The sequence below is a fragment of the Blastococcus mobilis genome, from assembly GCF_900188025.1.
In the GTDB taxonomy this organism is placed as follows: domain Bacteria; phylum Actinomycetota; class Actinomycetes; order Mycobacteriales; family Geodermatophilaceae; genus Blastococcus_B; species Blastococcus_B mobilis.
The window spans coordinates 185,638-201,248 of the sequence record NZ_FZNO01000002.1 but is presented as its reverse complement, the minus strand read 5'-3'; the positions used below and the strand labels follow the sequence as shown (position 1 = coordinate 201,248).

12 protein-coding genes and 1 pseudogene are annotated in these 15,611 nt (G+C 73.5%); 5 read left to right on the top strand and 8 right to left on the bottom strand.

The window, feature by feature from the left end; all coding sequences use genetic code 11:
* Positions 1 to 5: 5 nt before the first annotated feature.
* Together CHB94_RS02705 and CHB94_RS02700 are read right to left on the bottom strand one after the other, a co-directional pair.
* The gene (locus CHB94_RS02705; RefSeq protein ID WP_089335039.1) at positions 6 to 806 is read right to left on the bottom strand and encodes a class I SAM-dependent methyltransferase; all 801 of its coding nucleotides are present in this window, start codon (positions 804 to 806) and stop codon (positions 6 to 8) included.
* Positions 800 to 2,074, bottom strand: coding sequence for a glycosyltransferase family 4 protein (locus CHB94_RS02700; protein WP_089335038.1), 1,275 nt, complete (start codon positions 2,072 to 2,074; stop codon positions 800 to 802). Before CHB94_RS02700 ends, CHB94_RS02705 begins: the two co-directional genes overlap by 7 nt.
* Positions 2,075 to 2,170: 96 nt before the next feature.
* Here CHB94_RS02700 and CHB94_RS02695 point away from each other — a divergent pair, with 96 nt between their 5' ends.
* Both CHB94_RS02695 and CHB94_RS02690 read left to right on the top strand, forming a co-directional pair.
* Positions 2,171 to 2,464, top strand: a complete 294-nt coding sequence (locus tag CHB94_RS02695; RefSeq protein ID WP_089335037.1) for a Dabb family protein — start codon at positions 2,171 to 2,173, stop codon at positions 2,462 to 2,464.
* Between the two features lie 306 nt (positions 2,465 to 2,770).
* Complete coding sequence (locus tag CHB94_RS02690; RefSeq protein ID WP_089335036.1) at positions 2,771 to 3,856, top strand: DUF4192 domain-containing protein; 1,086 nt, start codon at positions 2,771 to 2,773, stop codon at positions 3,854 to 3,856.
* A gap of 12 nt (positions 3,857 to 3,868) precedes the next feature.
* Here CHB94_RS02690 and CHB94_RS02685 read toward each other — a convergent pair whose 3' ends face one another.
* Both CHB94_RS02685 and CHB94_RS02680 read right to left on the bottom strand, forming a co-directional pair.
* Positions 3,869 to 5,944: a S9 family peptidase gene (locus CHB94_RS02685; RefSeq protein ID WP_217899140.1), complete on the bottom strand. Its 2,076-nt coding sequence runs from the start codon at positions 5,942 to 5,944 to the stop codon at positions 3,869 to 3,871.
* 156 nt (positions 5,945 to 6,100) lie between these two features.
* Positions 6,101 to 6,826 (bottom strand): iron-dependent transcriptional repressor DtxR, encoded by a 726-nt coding sequence (locus tag CHB94_RS02680; protein WP_089335035.1) that lies wholly within the window; start codon positions 6,824 to 6,826, stop codon positions 6,101 to 6,103.
* Positions 6,827 to 7,218: 392 nt separating this feature from the next.
* Between CHB94_RS02680 and CHB94_RS02675 the strand changes: the two genes are divergently transcribed.
* Both CHB94_RS02675 and CHB94_RS02670 read left to right on the top strand, forming a co-directional pair.
* On the top strand, positions 7,219 to 8,400 hold the full coding sequence (locus tag CHB94_RS02675; RefSeq protein ID WP_089335034.1) for an acetoin utilization protein AcuC: 1,182 nt from the start codon (positions 7,219 to 7,221) through the stop codon (positions 8,398 to 8,400).
* Positions 8,393 to 11,113, top strand: coding sequence for a bifunctional acetate--CoA ligase family protein/GNAT family N-acetyltransferase (locus CHB94_RS02670; protein WP_089335033.1), 2,721 nt, complete (start codon positions 8,393 to 8,395; stop codon positions 11,111 to 11,113). The genes CHB94_RS02675 and CHB94_RS02670 overlap by 8 nt, the downstream gene beginning before the upstream one ends.
* A gap of 21 nt (positions 11,114 to 11,134) precedes the next feature.
* Here CHB94_RS02670 and CHB94_RS25925 read toward each other — a convergent pair whose 3' ends face one another.
* The gene (locus CHB94_RS25925; protein WP_254920351.1) at positions 11,135 to 11,521 is read right to left on the bottom strand and encodes a hypothetical protein; all 387 of its coding nucleotides are present in this window, start codon (positions 11,519 to 11,521) and stop codon (positions 11,135 to 11,137) included.
* A 29-nt stretch (positions 11,522 to 11,550) separates the two neighbouring features.
* Positions 11,551 to 11,940, bottom strand: a pseudogene (locus tag CHB94_RS26640) (class I SAM-dependent methyltransferase); the annotation flags it as partial.
* Positions 11,941 to 12,087: 147 nt separating this feature from the next.
* On the opposite strand from CHB94_RS26640, the gene CHB94_RS02660 reads away from it, so the two are divergent.
* Positions 12,088 to 13,749, top strand: coding sequence for a helix-turn-helix transcriptional regulator (locus CHB94_RS02660; protein WP_089335032.1), 1,662 nt, complete (start codon positions 12,088 to 12,090; stop codon positions 13,747 to 13,749).
* 159 nt (positions 13,750 to 13,908) lie between these two features.
* Here the strand turns inward: CHB94_RS02660 and sigB are convergent, their stop codons facing one another.
* Together sigB and dtd are read right to left on the bottom strand one after the other, a co-directional pair.
* Positions 13,909 to 14,895 carry an RNA polymerase sigma factor SigB gene (gene sigB / locus CHB94_RS02655; RefSeq protein WP_089335031.1) on the bottom strand — a complete coding sequence of 329 codons (987 nt, stop codon included), beginning with the start codon at positions 14,893 to 14,895 and terminating at the stop codon, positions 13,909 to 13,911.
* A gap of 278 nt (positions 14,896 to 15,173) precedes the next feature.
* Positions 15,174 to 15,593: a D-aminoacyl-tRNA deacylase gene (gene dtd / locus CHB94_RS02650; RefSeq protein ID WP_368073843.1), complete on the bottom strand. Its 420-nt coding sequence runs from the start codon at positions 15,591 to 15,593 to the stop codon at positions 15,174 to 15,176.
* Positions 15,594 to 15,611 lie beyond the last annotated feature (18 nt).

The window sequence follows — 15,611 nt, the reverse complement described above, 5'->3', positions numbered from 1 at the left end:
GCCGGTCAGCGGGCGGCAGCGGTCTGCTCCCGCTCCGCGAGGAGCGTGCCGCCCGCGCCGGCCTCGCTCACCGGGGCGACCGCCGCGGGCTTGTCGGCGTAGACGACCAGGCTCTTGCCGAACAGCGGGTCGAGCAGCCGCTCGGCCGTCCGCGTGATCCACGGCCGCTTCGTGAGGTCCCAGACCAGCAGCCGGTGATAGGCCCGGACGGCGGCGGCGTTCCGCTCCACCCCCACCGCGCACTTCAGCCACCAGAAGGGCGCGTGCAGGGCGTGCGCGTGGTGACTGGCGCCGGGGGTGAGGCCGACGGAGGCGAGCCGGGTCCGCAGTACGTCGGCCCGGTAGATGCGGATGTGCCCGCCCTCGTTGGCGTGGTACTCGTCCGACAACGCCCAGCAGATCCGCTCCGGCCCGTAGCGCGGCACCGTCACCGCGACGCGGCCGCCCGGCTTGAGCACACGGAAGATCTCGGCCATCGCCGTGACGTCGTCCGGGATGTGCTCGAGCACCTCCGACGCGATGACGCGGTCGACGCTGGCGTCGGGAAAGGGCAGGTGCAGCAGGTCTCCGCGGACCACCTCGTAGCGGGCGGTCCCACCGGCGCCCGCCGCGCCCGCCTCACCGGCCGCGTCGATGGCGCCCAGCCACCGCTTCGTCGTCTCCACCTCGGAGACACCCCAGTCGACGGCCACCACGGAGGCGCCCCGGCGGTAGGCCTCGAAGGCGTGCCGTCCCTCGCCGCAGCCCAGGTCGAGCACGGTCATCCCCGGCCGCAGGTCGAGGCGGTCGTAGTCGACGGTCAGCACTGCGTCGTCCCCTTGCGGTCGGTCGTCCCCTTGCGTTCCAGGGTCTCGGCGTACCAGTCGGCCGTCCGCTGCGCCGTCGACCGCCAGGTGAAGCCGTCCAGGACCCGCCGCCGGCCGGCCCGGCCGAGTTGCTCGGCCAGCGCGGGGGAGCCCAGCACCAGCTGCAGCGCGGCGGTCAGCTCGCCGACGTCGCCGGCCCGGACGCGCAGGCCCGCCCTGGTGCCGACGACCTCGGGCAGCGCACCCGCGTCGGTCGTGACCAGGGGGGTGGCGCAGGCCATCGCCTCGATCGCCGGCAGGGAGAAGCCCTCGTAGAGGGAAGGGATCGCCACGACCGACGCCCGCTGCAGCAGCTCGACCAGCTCGGCTTCGGGGACCGGCCCGGTGAATCGCACGGCGTCGCGCAGCGCGAGACGGTCCAGGGCCGCCTCGGCCGGGCCGCCGGGACGCGCGGTGCCCACGACCGTGAGCCGCACCGGCCGCTCGGTGCGCAGCTTGGCCAGTGCCTCCAGCAGGTGCACGAGGCCCTTGAGGGCGACGTCGGCACTGGTGATGACCAGGATGGAGTCCGGATCGCGTGGTTGCCCGGGGGGCGGCGGGGCGAACTCATCGGGGTCGATGCCCACGGGGATCACGTCGATGCCCTCGGCGGGCAGGCCCAGGTGCGTCGCGATGTCGCGTCGGGAGTTCTCCGAGACCGTGGTGACGGCGTCCAGCTGCCGCGCGACCCGTGCCTGCATGCCGGTGAAGCCGTACCAGCGGCGCAGCGTCAGCCGCCGGCGCAGAGAGGTCGTGGCCGCGAGTTCGAGGTCGCGGTCGATCGCGATCGGATGGTGGATCGTGGCGACCGTCGGCATCCCCACCCGGATCAGCCGCAGCAGGCCCCAGCCGAGGGACTGGTTGTCGTGCACGACGTCGAAGTCGCCGGCGCGTGGCAGCAGGTGCCGTGCCGCGCGGAGGCTGAAGGTCATCGGCTCGGGGAAGCCGGCGGTGCACATGGCCGCCCACTCGGCGACGTCGATCCAGTCGCGGAACTCCGACGGCCGTGGGGTGCGGAAGGGATCGGGCTCGCGGTAGAGGTCCAGGCTGGGCAGCGGGGTCAGCGGGACCCCGTCGTCCAGCAGGGGATAGGGCTGCCCGCTGAACACCTCCACCCGGTGCCCGAGCTCGCGGAGCTCCCGGGACAGCGCCCGCACATAGATGCCCTGACCACCGCTGTGCGGCTTGCTCCGGTAGGACAGCAGTGCGATGCGCAGCGACCGTCCCATGCGCCGGACTCTAACGAGCCGGGTCCGGACCTCCGGCCGGTAGCCGGTCGCCACCCCCGTGGAACGCTGGTCCGGGCCGCTGGCAAGGTGCCGGACATGATCCGTCATGTCGTGGTGTTCACCTGGTCCCCGGCCGCGGACGCCGAGCGCCGGGCGACGACCCTGGAGGCGCTGCGCCGGCTGCGCCAGGACGTCGGGGGCATGACCTCCCTCGTGGTGGCCGAGGACGCCGGGCTCTCGGACGGCAACGCCGACACGGTGCTGATCGCGGACTTCCCCGACGTCGAGGCCTTCCACCGCTACGCCCAGGACCCCGTGCACCTCTCCGTCCTCGCCGAGCACGTGCGCCCCTGGCTGGCCGCTCGGAGCGCCGTCCAGTACCGCATCTGAGGGACGCGCCGGCGGGCGCGTCCGCGGGATCGGACCGGTCGTGGGCGCTCCGCGCACGGGCTACGTTCGACGACCGGCTGCTCGTCCTGCTCCACCTCGGGACCGGGGACCTGACCGGTGGGGGCCCAGCGGTCGGCGCCGCACCGGCGGACCCGGCGGCGTTCACCGATCTGCTGGAACAGGCCTGCCGGCCCAGGCGGAGGCGCTGGACTGATCCCGGGCGGGACCTCGTCCACAGCCGGGAGGCGCGTCCACAGATCGCCCGGGACGGTCCTCGACGCCCGTGTCGGCGGCGAGGGTCATCCCATGGACGCACGCACCGGCCGGCCCCCTCTCCCCGTTCCCGGGCGCATCGACGTCCGGATCGACGACCTCGGCGAGCTGGCGGCGTCGATCCCGCACCTGCTCGGCTTCCGGCCGCGTGAGTCGGTCGTCCTGGTGAGCATCGCCGGCCCGGGAGGCGGTCGCGTCGGGCTGACCGTGCGGGCCGACATCCCGCCGGACGAGCACGCCGGCGCCGTGGCGGCGGTGCTGACGCGCAGCGTGCTGACCGACCGGCCCGGCGGGGTGCTGCTGGCCGTCGTCTCCGAGGCCGCCGACGGCGACTGCGACGGTGGGGACGGGCTGCCGCATCGGGGGCTGGTCCGCGCCGTGGTCGTCGCGCTGGCCGCCCGCGGCGTCCCGGTGCCGGACGCGATCCTGGTCCGGGACGGGCGCTGGTGGTCCTACGACTGTCCGCACGCCTGCTGCGCGCCCACCGCGGGCACGCCGCTGCCGACGGGCGTGACGGAACTGGAGGTCGCTGCCGTGGCCACCGGCGTGGTCGTGGAGGAGGACCGGGACGGCCTCGCCGCGCGGATCGCGCCGCCGGGCGCTCCCGCCCGGGAGGCGATGGCGGCGGCGTGCGCCGCCATCGCCGTGGAGTGCTCGGAAGCGATCCTCGAGGACGGCCCGGACGCGGTGGGCGAGCGGTCGTGGACAGCGGTCCTCGACGCCCTCACGCGCTGCCGGCCGGGGGCGCGGGCGGCCCGGGCGGCGCTGGACGACCTCGAGGTCGCCCGGCTGGTGTGTGGTCTGCGCGACCACGCGGTGCGCGACCGGGCGCTGGAGCTGGCACTGGGCCCCGACTCAGCAGCCGCCGAGCAGCTGTGGACCGAGTGCACCCGACGGTCACCTGCTCCCCTGGACGCGGCACCGGCGACGCTGCTGGCGGTCAGCGCCTGGCTGCGCGGCGACGGCGCCATGGCCGACGTCGCGCTCAGCCGGGCACTGACGAGCGACCCGGACTACACCCTGGCCCGGCTCCTGACCCAGGCGCTCGCGGCCTGCCTTCCTCCCGCCGAGCTGCGGGGGCTCATCCGCGCGGCCGCCGGGAGCCCGGACGGCCGATAGCCGTTGTCCCGGTCAGAGCAGTTCGGGTCGCTGCCACTCCTCGTCCAGGACGTGCTCGTCGAGGAAGGCCAGCACCGTCGAGTACCAGACCTGGCTGTTGCCCGGGGTCAGCACCCAGTGGTTCTCGTCCGGGAAGTACAGGAACTTGGAGGGGACGCCGCGCTTCTGCAGGTCGTACCAGAGGCGCAGCGCCTCGCTGATCGGGACGCGGTAGTCCTTGTCGCCGTGGATGACCAGCATCGGCGTCCGGATGGCGTCGGCGTAGCGGTGCGGGGAGTTCTGCTCGTAGCGCTTGGGGGCGCGCAGCGGATCGCCCCACTCCTTCTCCCAGTAGTAGGCGGCGTCCGTCGTGCCGGTGAAGGAGTCGAGGTCCCAGAGGCTGGCATGGGTGACGATGGCGCGGAACCGGTCGGTCTGGGTGGCGATCCAGTTGGCCATGTAGCCGCCGAAGGAGCCGCCCATCGCGGCGGTGCGGGAGGCGTCGATGTCGGGGCGCTGCTCCGCCGCGTCGACGGCGGCCATGAGGTCGGTGTAGGGCGCGCCACCCCACTCACCCCATCCGCGGCGGACGAAGTCCAGGCCGAAGCCCTGGGAGAGCGCGGGGTTGGGCAGGAGCACGGCGTATCCCCGAGCGGCCAGCACCCAGGGGCACCACCGCCAGGACCAGGAGTTCCAGCTCATCAGCGGGCCGCCGTGGACCCAGAGCACCAGCGGCGCCGGACTGTCGGCGGACGCGCCCTCGGGCAGCACGAGCCAGGACTGGACGCGGGTGCCGTCGGCCGCGGTGGCTTCCACCTCGTGCAGCGTCCCGGGCAGGCGGTCGAGGGTTCCGGGGTTCGGCAGCACGAGCGGGTCCTGCAGCGGCGCCTCCGGGTCGAGCCGGACAGGCACCGCGGGGGAGTCGTAGGCCGACCGCAGCGCATAGAGGGCACTGCCGTCCGGCGCCACCTGCAGGTCGCTGTAGGCGCCGTCGCCGGTGAGTCGCACGGGTGTGCCTCCGTCGGCCGGGACGCGGAAGATCGCGTGGCGGCCGTCGTCGTCGGCGAGGAAGTAGACGGCCGAGCCGTCGGCGCTGAACTGCGGCGCGCTGGGCCACCGGTCGAAGCCCGCGGTGAGCTCGCGGGCCGCGCCGTCGGCGACGTCGACCAGCAGCAGCGTGTAGTCCGGCGGCTCGGCGTAGGTCGACAGGGACTCGCGGACGCACACCAGCATCGCGCCGTCGGGGGAGAAGCGGGGCGCGGAGACGTCGGCCAGCGGATCGTCGACGAGCGGACGGGTGCGGCCGTCGTCGGTCCCGGTGAGCACGATGCGCGTCCGGCGACCCGCCGGACCGTCCGGTACCTCCTCGGCGCGGGCGAGGAAGCGGCCGTCGGGGGAGAGCGTGAAGTCCTCACCGGCGCCACTCGGCGGGACGGCGTCCGGGGTCAGGTCACGCAGCTCGACGGACTCGTCCGGGTGTGGCTCCTCGGCCGGCAGCCGACGGGCCCAGAACAGGTGCGGTGTGGCCGGCCCGAGGTCGTGGTCCCAGTACCGCACCGGATAGGCCTCGTGCAGGATCGCCGAGACCCCGGCGTCCTTGCGCCTGGTGCGCCGCTCCTCGTCCGCCTCGGCGTCCGAGCCGCCGGGCATCGTCGCCGCCGCGATGACGACGTCGCCGGTGTCGCCCGCGACCGTGACGGCGGAGACGCCTCCCGGACGGGTCAGCACCAGCCGCGCCTCGCCTCCTCCCGCCGGCAGGCTCCACAGCCCGGGTACGGGGTCGCCGCTCTCCGCCGCGTCGGGATCAGGACGCGCGGAGGTGAACAGCAGCGACCCGTCGGGTGCCCACACCGGGGACGACTCGCCCGGGGCGCTGCGGGTGAGCCGTCGCGCCGGCCGGCTCCCCGCGGGGTCGACCTCCCAGAGCGAGGACTGCCATTTCTTCCTCTGCGGGTCCAGCGTCTGCACCGCCACCGCCAGCCGGGAGCCGTCGCGGGACAGGGCGAGCCCGGTGACACGGGGAAGGGCCACGAACTGGGCGAGGTCCGCGAAAGGACTGTGCTCCACTTCGGTGGTCGGGTCGTGCGGTGCGGGAGCGGACGGGCTCACCGGGGTCTTCCTTCCAGCTCGCGGGCAGGGCGGCGCGGTGCGCGCCACAGTAGTTAGACCGCGCCGGAACCGGCGGCTCAGCCGACCGGCCGTGTCCCGTCACCGAGCACCTGTCCGAGGGGAGTCCCGCCTGCGTGGCTCCCGCTCCTGGACCCGTCAGAGCCGGGGCGCGGCCTCCAGCGGGGTGAGCTCCTCGTCGACAGCGCTGACGAACAGGTGGTGGGCGACGCCCATGGGCAGGAGCTCGCCGTCGAGGCTGACCGAGCCCTCCACCAGCCGTGCGGTCATGGTCGCGCCCGGCCGCACGCCCTGCCGGGCCAGCAGGCGCAGCAGTTCGGTGTTCTCCTGCAGCTGCTCGCTGATCCGCCGGATGATCACCGGGCGGCCCTCCACGGTGGCCGTCGTGCTCAGCAGCGTGAGGGAGTCGAGCACCGCCGAGGTCTCCCCAGCCCGGCCGTCCTCTCCGCGCAGCGCGTCGAGGCCCGGGATCGGGTTGCCGAAGGGAGAGACCGACGGGTTGCCGAGCAGGCTGAGCAGCTTGCGCTCCACCGCCTCGCTCATGACGTGCTCCCACCGGCACGCCTCTTCGTGCACGTCGGCGTAGTCGAGGCCGATGACGTCGACGAGCAGGCACTCGGCCAGCCGGTGCTTGCGCATGACCGCCGTCGCCAGCTGGCGTCCCTCGTCCGAGAGCTGCAGGTGCCGGTCGCCCTCGACGGTCAGCAGGCCGTCGCGCTCCATCCGGGCCACCGTCTGGCTGACCGTGGGGCCGCTCTGGTGGAGCCGTTCCGCGATGCGCGCGCGCAGCGGGACGATCCCCTCCTCCTCCAGCTCGAAGATCGTCCGGAGGTACATCTCCGTGGTGTCGATGAGGTCGTTCACAGGTACTCCTCCGTGTCACGGCAAGTCTACGGGGGAGCACGATCTGCGCCGGTCAACCGGACGAGTGGTCCGGGAACGAGCCTGGCCGGTGGTCACCGGGTAGCGTCCGGCGCGAGCGTGCGTGTGCCGGCTCACGTCCGGGGACAGTGCGAGGAGGGCCCGTGAGCGAGCTTGCGAGTTCACGCAGGGGCAGAGCAGCGCCGCGAACGGGGGCGACGAGCGCCAGCGAGGAGGGCCCGTGAGCGAGCTTGCGAGTTCACGCAGGGGCAGAGCAGCGCCGCGAACGGGGGCGACGAGCGCCAGCGAGGAGGGCCCGTGAGCGAGCTTGCGAGTTCACGCAGGGGCAGAGCAGCGCCGCGAACGGGGGCGACGAGCGCCAGCGAGGAGGACACGTGAGCGACGCGATCACCGTGGTCTGGGACGACTCGCTGCTGGGCTACACGATGGGTGGCGACCACCCGCTCCACCCGGTCCGCCTGGACCTGACCATGCGGCTGGCCGACAGCCTCGGCGTGCTGGGGAACGATCGGCTCGAGCTGCTGAAGCCCACGCCGGCCGACGTCGACCTGCTGACCCTCGTGCACGACCCGGCCTACCTGGAAGCGGTCCGGCGGGCTCCTACCGATCCCGGCGTCGGGCACGGCCTGGGCACGGCCGACAACCCGATCTTCGAGGACATGTACGACGCCGCCGCCCTGATCACCGGCGGCACCGTCCTGGCCGCCCAGCGGGTGCACGAGGGGCAGGCCCAGCACGCGGTCAACATCTCCGGTGGCCTGCACCACGCGATGCGCAGCTCCGCGTCCGGATTCTGCGTGTTCAACGACGCGGCGATCGCCATCGCCTGGCTGCTCGGCAAGGGGTACGAGCGGATCGCCTACGTCGACCTCGACGTGCACCACGGCGACGGCGTCCAGGCCGCCTTCTACGACGACCCCCGCGTCCTCACGGTGAGCGTCCACCAGACCCCGCTCACACTGTTCCCCGGCACTGGTTATCCCGAGGAGACCGGTGATCCCGACAAGGCGATGGGCAGCGCGGTGAACCTGGCCCTGCCCAACGGGACCGACGACTCCGCCTGGCTGCGGGCGTTCACCGCCGTCGTCCCCGGCGTGCTCCGGGCCTTCCAGCCGCAGATCATCGTCACCCAGTGCGGCTGCGACGCCCACCACGAGGACCCACTGGCCGATCTGTCCCTGACCGTCGACGGGCAGCGCGCCAGCTACAAGGCGATGCACGAGCTGGCCCACGAGATCTGCGAGGGACGGTGGGTCGTCCTCGGCGGGGGTGGCTACGGCCTGGTGCGCTGCGTGCCCCGTGCCTGGACCCACCTGCTCGCTGAGGTGGCCGGCGCTCCGCTCGATCCGGCGACGGAGATCCCCGAGTCCTGGCGCGAGGACGTCGTCCGGCGTGGTCTGCGGGCGAGGCCGCCGACCCACATGACCGAGGGCGGCTACACCGGGTTCTCGCGGTGGGACACCTTCACCGAGTCCCGCGTCGACCGGGCCGTGATGCGCACCCGGCGCGCGACCTTCCCCTACTTCGGCCTCGACCCGGACGACCCACGTGACTGAGCAGACCACCACCGACCTCGACGCCACCCCCGACGCACCCGAGGACCGCCCGGCGCCGCCTCCGCACTGGGAGGCTGACATCGTGGCCGCCGACGGCGGGACGGTCCATCTGCGGCCGATCTGCCCGGAGGACGCCGAGGCCCTGGTCGGGTTGATGGAGCGCAGCAGCGACCAGACCCGCTACTACCGCTTCTTCGGCCCGATGAAGCGGCTCTCCGACCGCGACCTGCACCGGTTCACCCACGTCGACCACGTCGACCGGGTGGCCTTCGTCGTGCTGCTGGGCGATCAGATCATCGGTGTGGGCCGGTTCGACCGGTACCCCGGCACCGACGATGCCGAGATCGCCTTCCTCATCGAGGACGCCCACCAGGGCCGTGGCCTGGGGTCGGTGCTGCTGGAGCACCTGGCTGCCGCCGGGCGGGAGCGGGGGATCAAGAACTTCGTCGCCGAGGTGCTGGCCCAGAACAGCAGGATGGTGCGGGTCTTCCAGGACGCCGGTTACAAGGCCGAGCGCTCCTACGAGGAGGGCGTCGTCCATCTGACCTTCCCGATCGAGCAGACCGAGGACGCGCTCGCCGTCACCTACGAGCGGGAGCAGCGCAGCGAGTCCCGGTCCATCGCCCGGCTGCTCAAGCCCTCGTCGGTCGCGGTCGTCGGTGCCAGCAACGACGACGGCAAGATCGGCAACGCGCTGCTCCGGCACCTGCTCGACTACGGCTTCGCCGGGCCGGTCTACCCGGTCAATCCCGGCGTGCGGCACGTCCGCGGCGTGCCCTCCTACGCCGACATCGAGTCGATCCCCGACGACATCGACCTCGCGGTCCTGGCCGTTCCGGCCGATGAGGTCGCCGCCGTGGTCGAGGCCTGCCGGCGCAAGCGGGTCCGGGGCCTGGTCGTCGTCTCCGGCGGGTTCGGGGAGACCGGGCCGGAGGGGCGGGCGGCCGAGCGGCAGCTCGTAGCGGCCGCTCGCGCCTCGGGGATGCGGGTGGTCGGCCCGAACTGCCTGGGCATGGTCAACACCGATCCCGAGGTTCGGTTGAACGCCAGCCTCGCGCCGATGATCCCCGGCCGCGGCCGGGTCGGGTTCTTCGCCCAGTCCGGCGCGCTGGGGGTCGCGCTGCTCGAGCGGGCGCGCAGCCGCGACCTGGGGTTGTCCACCTTCGTCTCCGCCGGCAACCGGGCTGATGTCAGCGGCAACGACCTGCTCCAGTACTGGGCCACCGACCCGGGCACCGAGGTGGTGCTCCTGCACCTGGAGAGCTTCGGGAACCCACGGAAGTTCGCGCGGCTGGCCCGCAGCGTCGGGCGGACCAAGCCCGTCGTGGCGGTGAAGAGCGGCCGGCACGTGAGCGTCACCCCCGGGCTGGTGGGCACGTCGGTCACCGTGCCCGAGCAGTCGGTGGCGGCCCTCTTCGCGTCCGCGGGTGTCATCCGGGTGGACACCGTGGCACAGATGTTCGACGTGGGCAGCCTGCTGGCCCACCAGCCGCTGCCCGACGGGCCGCGGGTCGCCGTCGTGGGGAACTCCACCGCGATCGGCGTCCTGGTGGCCGATGCCGTCCTGGAGGAGAGGCTGGAGCTGGCGCACGAGGCGCCGGTCGACATCGGTGTGAACGGCGGGCCCGAGCAGTTCCGGGCAGCGCTGCAGGCGGCGGTCGACGACGACGACGTGGACGCCGTGGTCGCGGTGTTCCTGCCGCCGCTCATGGCGGGGTCCCAGGAGTACGGGCCCGCGCTGCGCGACGTCGCCCAGGGGTCGGCCAAGCCCATCGTGGCGAGCTTCCTGTCCACCGAGGGCATCCCACCGGAGCTCGCCGTCCTGGACCAGGACGGCATGCCGGCCCGCGGTTCGGTGCCCTCGTACTCCACGCCGGAGCGGGCGGTCATCGCGCTGGCGAAGGTCGCGGAGTACGCCCGCTGGCGGCGGCGGCCGGTCGGTCAGGTGCCCGAGCTGTCCGACGTGGACGAGCCGGCGGGGAAGGCCCTCGTGCGGCGGGTGCTGGCCGACGCCCCGGCCGGCCGGGAGCTCACCGACGAGGAGCTCATCACGCTGCTGGCCGGCTACGGGGTGCCGCTGCTCGGCACGCGGACGGCCACCGACGCCGACGAGGCGGTCGCCGCCGCCGGGGAGATCGGCTACCCGGTGGTGCTGAAGTCGACGGCACCGTGGCTGCGGCACCGATCCGACCTGGGTGGAGTGCGCCTGGATCTCATCGACGCCGACGCGGTGCGGGCCGCGTTCGCCGCGATCCCGTCGGGCGACCCCGTGGTCGTCCAGGAGATGGCGGCACCCGGCGTCGCGACGGTCGTGGAGATCGTCGACGACCCCTCCTTCGGTGCCCTGGTCAGCTTCGGCCTCGGGGGAGTGGCCACCGACCTGCTCGGCGACCGCGCCTACCGGACGCTGCCGCTGACCGACCTGGACGCGGCGGAGCTCGTGCGCGCCCCGCGCGCATTCCCACTGCTCGACGGCTACCGGGGGTCCGAGCCCGTCGACCTCGCGGCGCTGGAGAACCTGCTGCTCCGGGTCGCGCGCCTCGCCGACGACCTGCCCGAGGTGCTGCGGCTGACGCTGGAGCCGGTGATCGTCGGGCCGCCCCGCCCCTGGCACGGCGGTCGCTCGCTCGTGGTGGCCGGGGCCAGGGGGCGCGTCGGCCCGCCGACCGCCCGCGTCGACCCCGGTGCCCGACGGATGCGCAGCCCGATGTGACCCAGCCGGCCCGAGGCCGACTCAGGACGGTGGCACGCGGGCGGCTACCAGGTGCCCGTGCAGCGGTGCGGCGAGCGTGCCGTCCGGGGCGATGAACGGAGCCAGCACCTCACGGGCGCCCGCCCTGATGGCGGCGTACTGCTCCCGGTCCAGCCGCGCGGCCAGCGGGGACGCCTCCACCTCGGTCACCGCCAGCTCGTCGGGGGAAGCGAAGCGCGCGGTGCCGGCGTGCGTCCGGACCTCGCGGACCTCCAGGCCGGCCGTGGTGACGGCACCGCGCAACTCGTGGAGATCGCCGCACGACCAGTAGGTGCTGAGCAGCGAGACCGCCTCCGCGCCGGCGACCCGGGCCGCCATCTCGACGAACGGCCCGTAGGCCGGCTGGTCGTCCAGGGACGCAGGCACCACGAGTGCGACGACACCGCCCGGCCGGGTCCCGCGGCCATCTCCCGTATCGCCGCGGTCCGGTCGGGGAAGAACATCAGCGCCATCTGGCACAGCACGGCGTCGAACGACCCGTCTGCGAAGGGGAGGTCGACGACGTCGGCCTGCCGCCACTCGAGGTCAGGTCGCACCCTGCGGGCGACGGCGAGCATGCCGGTGTTGAGGTCCACCCCCACCACCCGCCCGGTGCCGGCCAGCCGGTCGGCCACCGTCCTGGCGACGATCCCGGTGTCGCAGGCGACGTCCAGCACGGACTGGCCCGGCGCGAGCCCGGCGACGTCGGCCAGTAGCGGAGCCCACTCGGCGAAGATCGCCGGCACGAACCTCGCCTCGTACTGCTCGGCCACCTCGAGCGAGACCTGGAAGTCGTCGGTAGCCGTCATGACGCACTCCCTTCACGGACCTGTGTGGACGCCGCCCACCCTCCCGTCCGGCGGCCGCGTGGACATGGGTGCCGGCACCCGGTTTCGCACCCGATCCGGGCGTACGACGGAGCATCGGGGCGGCCACGTCGGTGGGACCCTTGATGCATGGCAGCAGCGGGTGGGGGCCTGCCGCACGATGAACTGATCCGAGCGGGCCGGGCGGCGCTCGCGCGAGGTGACTGGGCAGGTGCGCGGTCGGCGTTCCGGGCGGCGCTGGCGCGGGCGGACACGCCCGAGGCGTGCCACGGACTCGCCTGCGCCGAGGAGTGGGCCGGCGACTTCGACGCCGCCGTGCGCCTCTACGAACGCGCGTTCGCCGGCTACCGAGCCCGCGGGGAGACGCGGCTGCCGGCCCTGATCGCCGGTCGGAAACTGAGCTTCCTGCACGCCGCCGTGTTCGGGAACCTCGCCGCAGCCGGCGGTTGGCTGGCGCGGGCCCGCAGCCTGGCCGACGAGGCGGGGGAGTGCCCGGAGACGGGCTGGGTGGAGTTGGCCGAGGCTCTGGCGGCCGAGGATCCGGACGAGATCGACACGCACGCGTGGGCGGCGACCGGGATCGCCCGTCGCGCAGGGGACGCCGACCTGGAGTTCTGCGCGCTCGGCTACCGGGGCCTGGGCCTGGTCCTGCGCGGGCGGGTGGCCGAGGGCATGCGCCGGGTCGACGAGGCGGCGATCGCGGCGACCATGGGGGAGGTCCGCGACCACCTCGTCGTCGGCGAGATCTTCTGCACGATGTTGCTCTGCTGCGAGCTGACCCTCGACGTCCGGAGGGCGCAGCAGTGGATCACCACCGCTGAGTCCGCGGGCCGTCGATCGAACGATCTGTGGGTCTCGGCGGTCTGCCGGATGTACTACGGCGGGATCATGACCGCGGCCGGGCGGTGGCAGGAGGCGGAGGACGCGCTGTCGACGTCCCTGCGTCTCTACGACGACGGGATGAGGGCCATGCGGTCGGGCGCGGCCGTGCGGCTGGCCGACCTTCGGATCCGGCAGGGACGGTTGGCGGAGGCGGCGATGCTCCTGGCCGACCACGAGTCCGACCCGCAGGCGGTGCTGCCACTGGCCCGGCTGTACCGCGTCCGGGGCGAGGTGGACCGGGCCGCCGCGGTCCTCCGCCGGTCGCTCGGCTCCGGGGGGACGACGGTGCTGCACGCCCCCGTCCTCGCGCTGCTGGTCGAGGCGCACGCCGTCGGGGGCCGGCTGGACGACGCGCACGCGGCACAGCAGCAGTTGCGGGACCTCGCCGCCGGGTGCGCGCTGCCGAACGTCGGCGCGCTGGCGGCGCAGTCGGCCGGGGTCCTGTCCCGGGCGTCGGGCGCGGATGCCCTGTCGCACTTCGAGTCGGCGCTCTCGGGTTTCCTGCAGGCGGGCCTGCCGTGGGAGGCCGCCCGCTGCCGGCTGCTGATCGCCCGCCTGCTGGCCGGCTCCACTCCCGACGTCGCCGTGGCCGAGGCGCGGTCCGCGCTCGAGGTGTTCCGGAGGCTGGGCGCACGGCACGAAGCGGACGAGGCCGCCACCGTGCTGCGGACCCTCGGCGCCCACGTCCACGGTGTTCCGGCGCCCCGGACGTCCGGCCCGCTGACCGGGCGGGAGCGGGAGGTCCTGGTCCTGCTCGTCGAGGGCCTGTCGAATCAACAGATCGCCGACCGCCTGTTCCTGAGCAAGCGGACCGTGGAACACCACGTCGGGAGCATCTTCGCCAAGCTCGGCGTCGCGACGCGGGCGGAGGCGCTTGCCTACGCCATCCGGCACGGCGTGCGCGGGTGAGAAGACGGCGAGAGCCCGCCACCCCGTGAGGTGGCGGGCTCTGCGTTCCGTCGTCCTCCGGACGACACGCCGACCAGGTGCCGTCCCGGTCTGCGCTGAGGCCGTCCGGTCCTCGCGGCGGGAGGCCTCTGGCCCCCGCGCCGCGAGGACCCCTACCTCTTACGCCAGGTAGTCGCGCAGGGCGTCGGCGCGCTCCGGGTCGCGGAGCTTGGCCATCGTCTCGCGCTCGATCTGCCGGACCCGCTCGCGGGAGAGACCGAACTGCTTGCCGATCTGCTCGAGCGTGCGGGGCTGGTGACCGTCCAGGCCGAAGCGAAGCATGACGACGTCGCGCTCGCGGTCCTCCAGGGTGGAGAGGACGTTGCGCACGTCGCCCTTCATCATCTGGAAGGCCACGGCGTCCTCGGCCACCGCGGCGTCGGCGTCCTCGATGAAGTCACCGAGGCGGGACTCCTCGTCGGCTCCGACGGTCTGGTCGAGGCTGACCAGGTCGCGGCTGTACTCGAGGAGCTCGGTGATCCGCGCCTCGGGCATGTCCAGCTCGAGGCCCAGTTCCTCGGCGGTGGGCTCCCGCTCCAGCTCCTGGTGCATGCGCCGACGGGTGCGGACCACCTTGTTGACCTGCTCGGCCAGGTGGACGGGCAGCCGGATGGTGCGCCCGGAGTCGGCCATCGCGCGGGTGATGGCCTGCCGGATCCACCAGGTGGCGTACGTCGAGAACTTGAAGCCCTTGGTGTAGTCGAACTTCTCGACCGCCCGGATCAGGCCGACGTTCCCTTCCTGGATGAGGTCCAGGAACGTCATGCCGTGGCCGGTGTAGCGCTTGGCGACGGAGACGACCAACCGGAGGTTGGCCTCCAGCAGGTGGGCCTTCGCGGCCTTGCCGTCGACGGCGAGAATCTTGTAGTCGCGCTGGCGCGCCGGGCTGAGGCCCCGCTTCTCGGCGAGCAGGCGCTCCGCGTAGAGGCCCGCCTCGATCCGCTTGGCGAGCTCGACCTCCTGCTCCGCGGTCAGCAGCGCGGTCTTTCCGATGGTGTTGAGGTACACGCGCACGAGGTCGGTCGACACCAGTCCGCTGGCGTCGGGCTCACGTCGAGGCGAGCGCACCGCGAGGGTGTCGTCGGGGGAAGACTGCAGCAGCGTCACGATGGGTCTTCGTCCTTGCCTTCGATTCGGATGCAGTCGCCGCTGCGTGGCTGGCGGTGACGACGCATCCAGGCGTCGAGCTCCGGGGCTCCGGGGGTGGCCGGACCGGCCCCTTGCTCTTCTGTCCGGTGTGGTACGCCCTGCACAACGGCGCTGATGGGGTTCGGTGTTCCATGAATGCCGCGTTCACAGCAAACCGACAGGCAGTGTGTTCGGTCACCCCGTCGTACCCGCGTCGGGGTGATGCCTCACCAGGCCGACGTGCCGATCGATGCTCCTCAGACCTCCAGCAGCAGCGTCATGGGCCCCTCGTTCACCGACGACACCTGCATCCGCGCGCCGAAGACCCCGGTCGCCACCGTGCAGCCACGCCGCCGCAGTTCGGCGACGACCTCGTCCACCAGCGGCTCGGCCACCTCGCCGGGCGCGGCGTCCTGCCAGGACGGACGGCGGCCCTTGCGGGTGTCGGCGTAGAGCGTGAACTGGCTGACCACCAGCACCGGGAGGCCGAGGTCGGCGGCTGAGACGGCGCCGTCGGGGCCGGGGAAGATGCGCAGCTCGTGGATCTTGCGGGCCAGCCCCCGGGCGGAGACGGCGTCGTCGGCGTGCCCCACTCCGACCAGTGACAGCACGCCGGGGCCGATCTGGCCGACCACGGCCCCGTCGACCGTTACAGCTGCTGTACTGACTCTGCTCACCACCGCGCGCACCAGGCC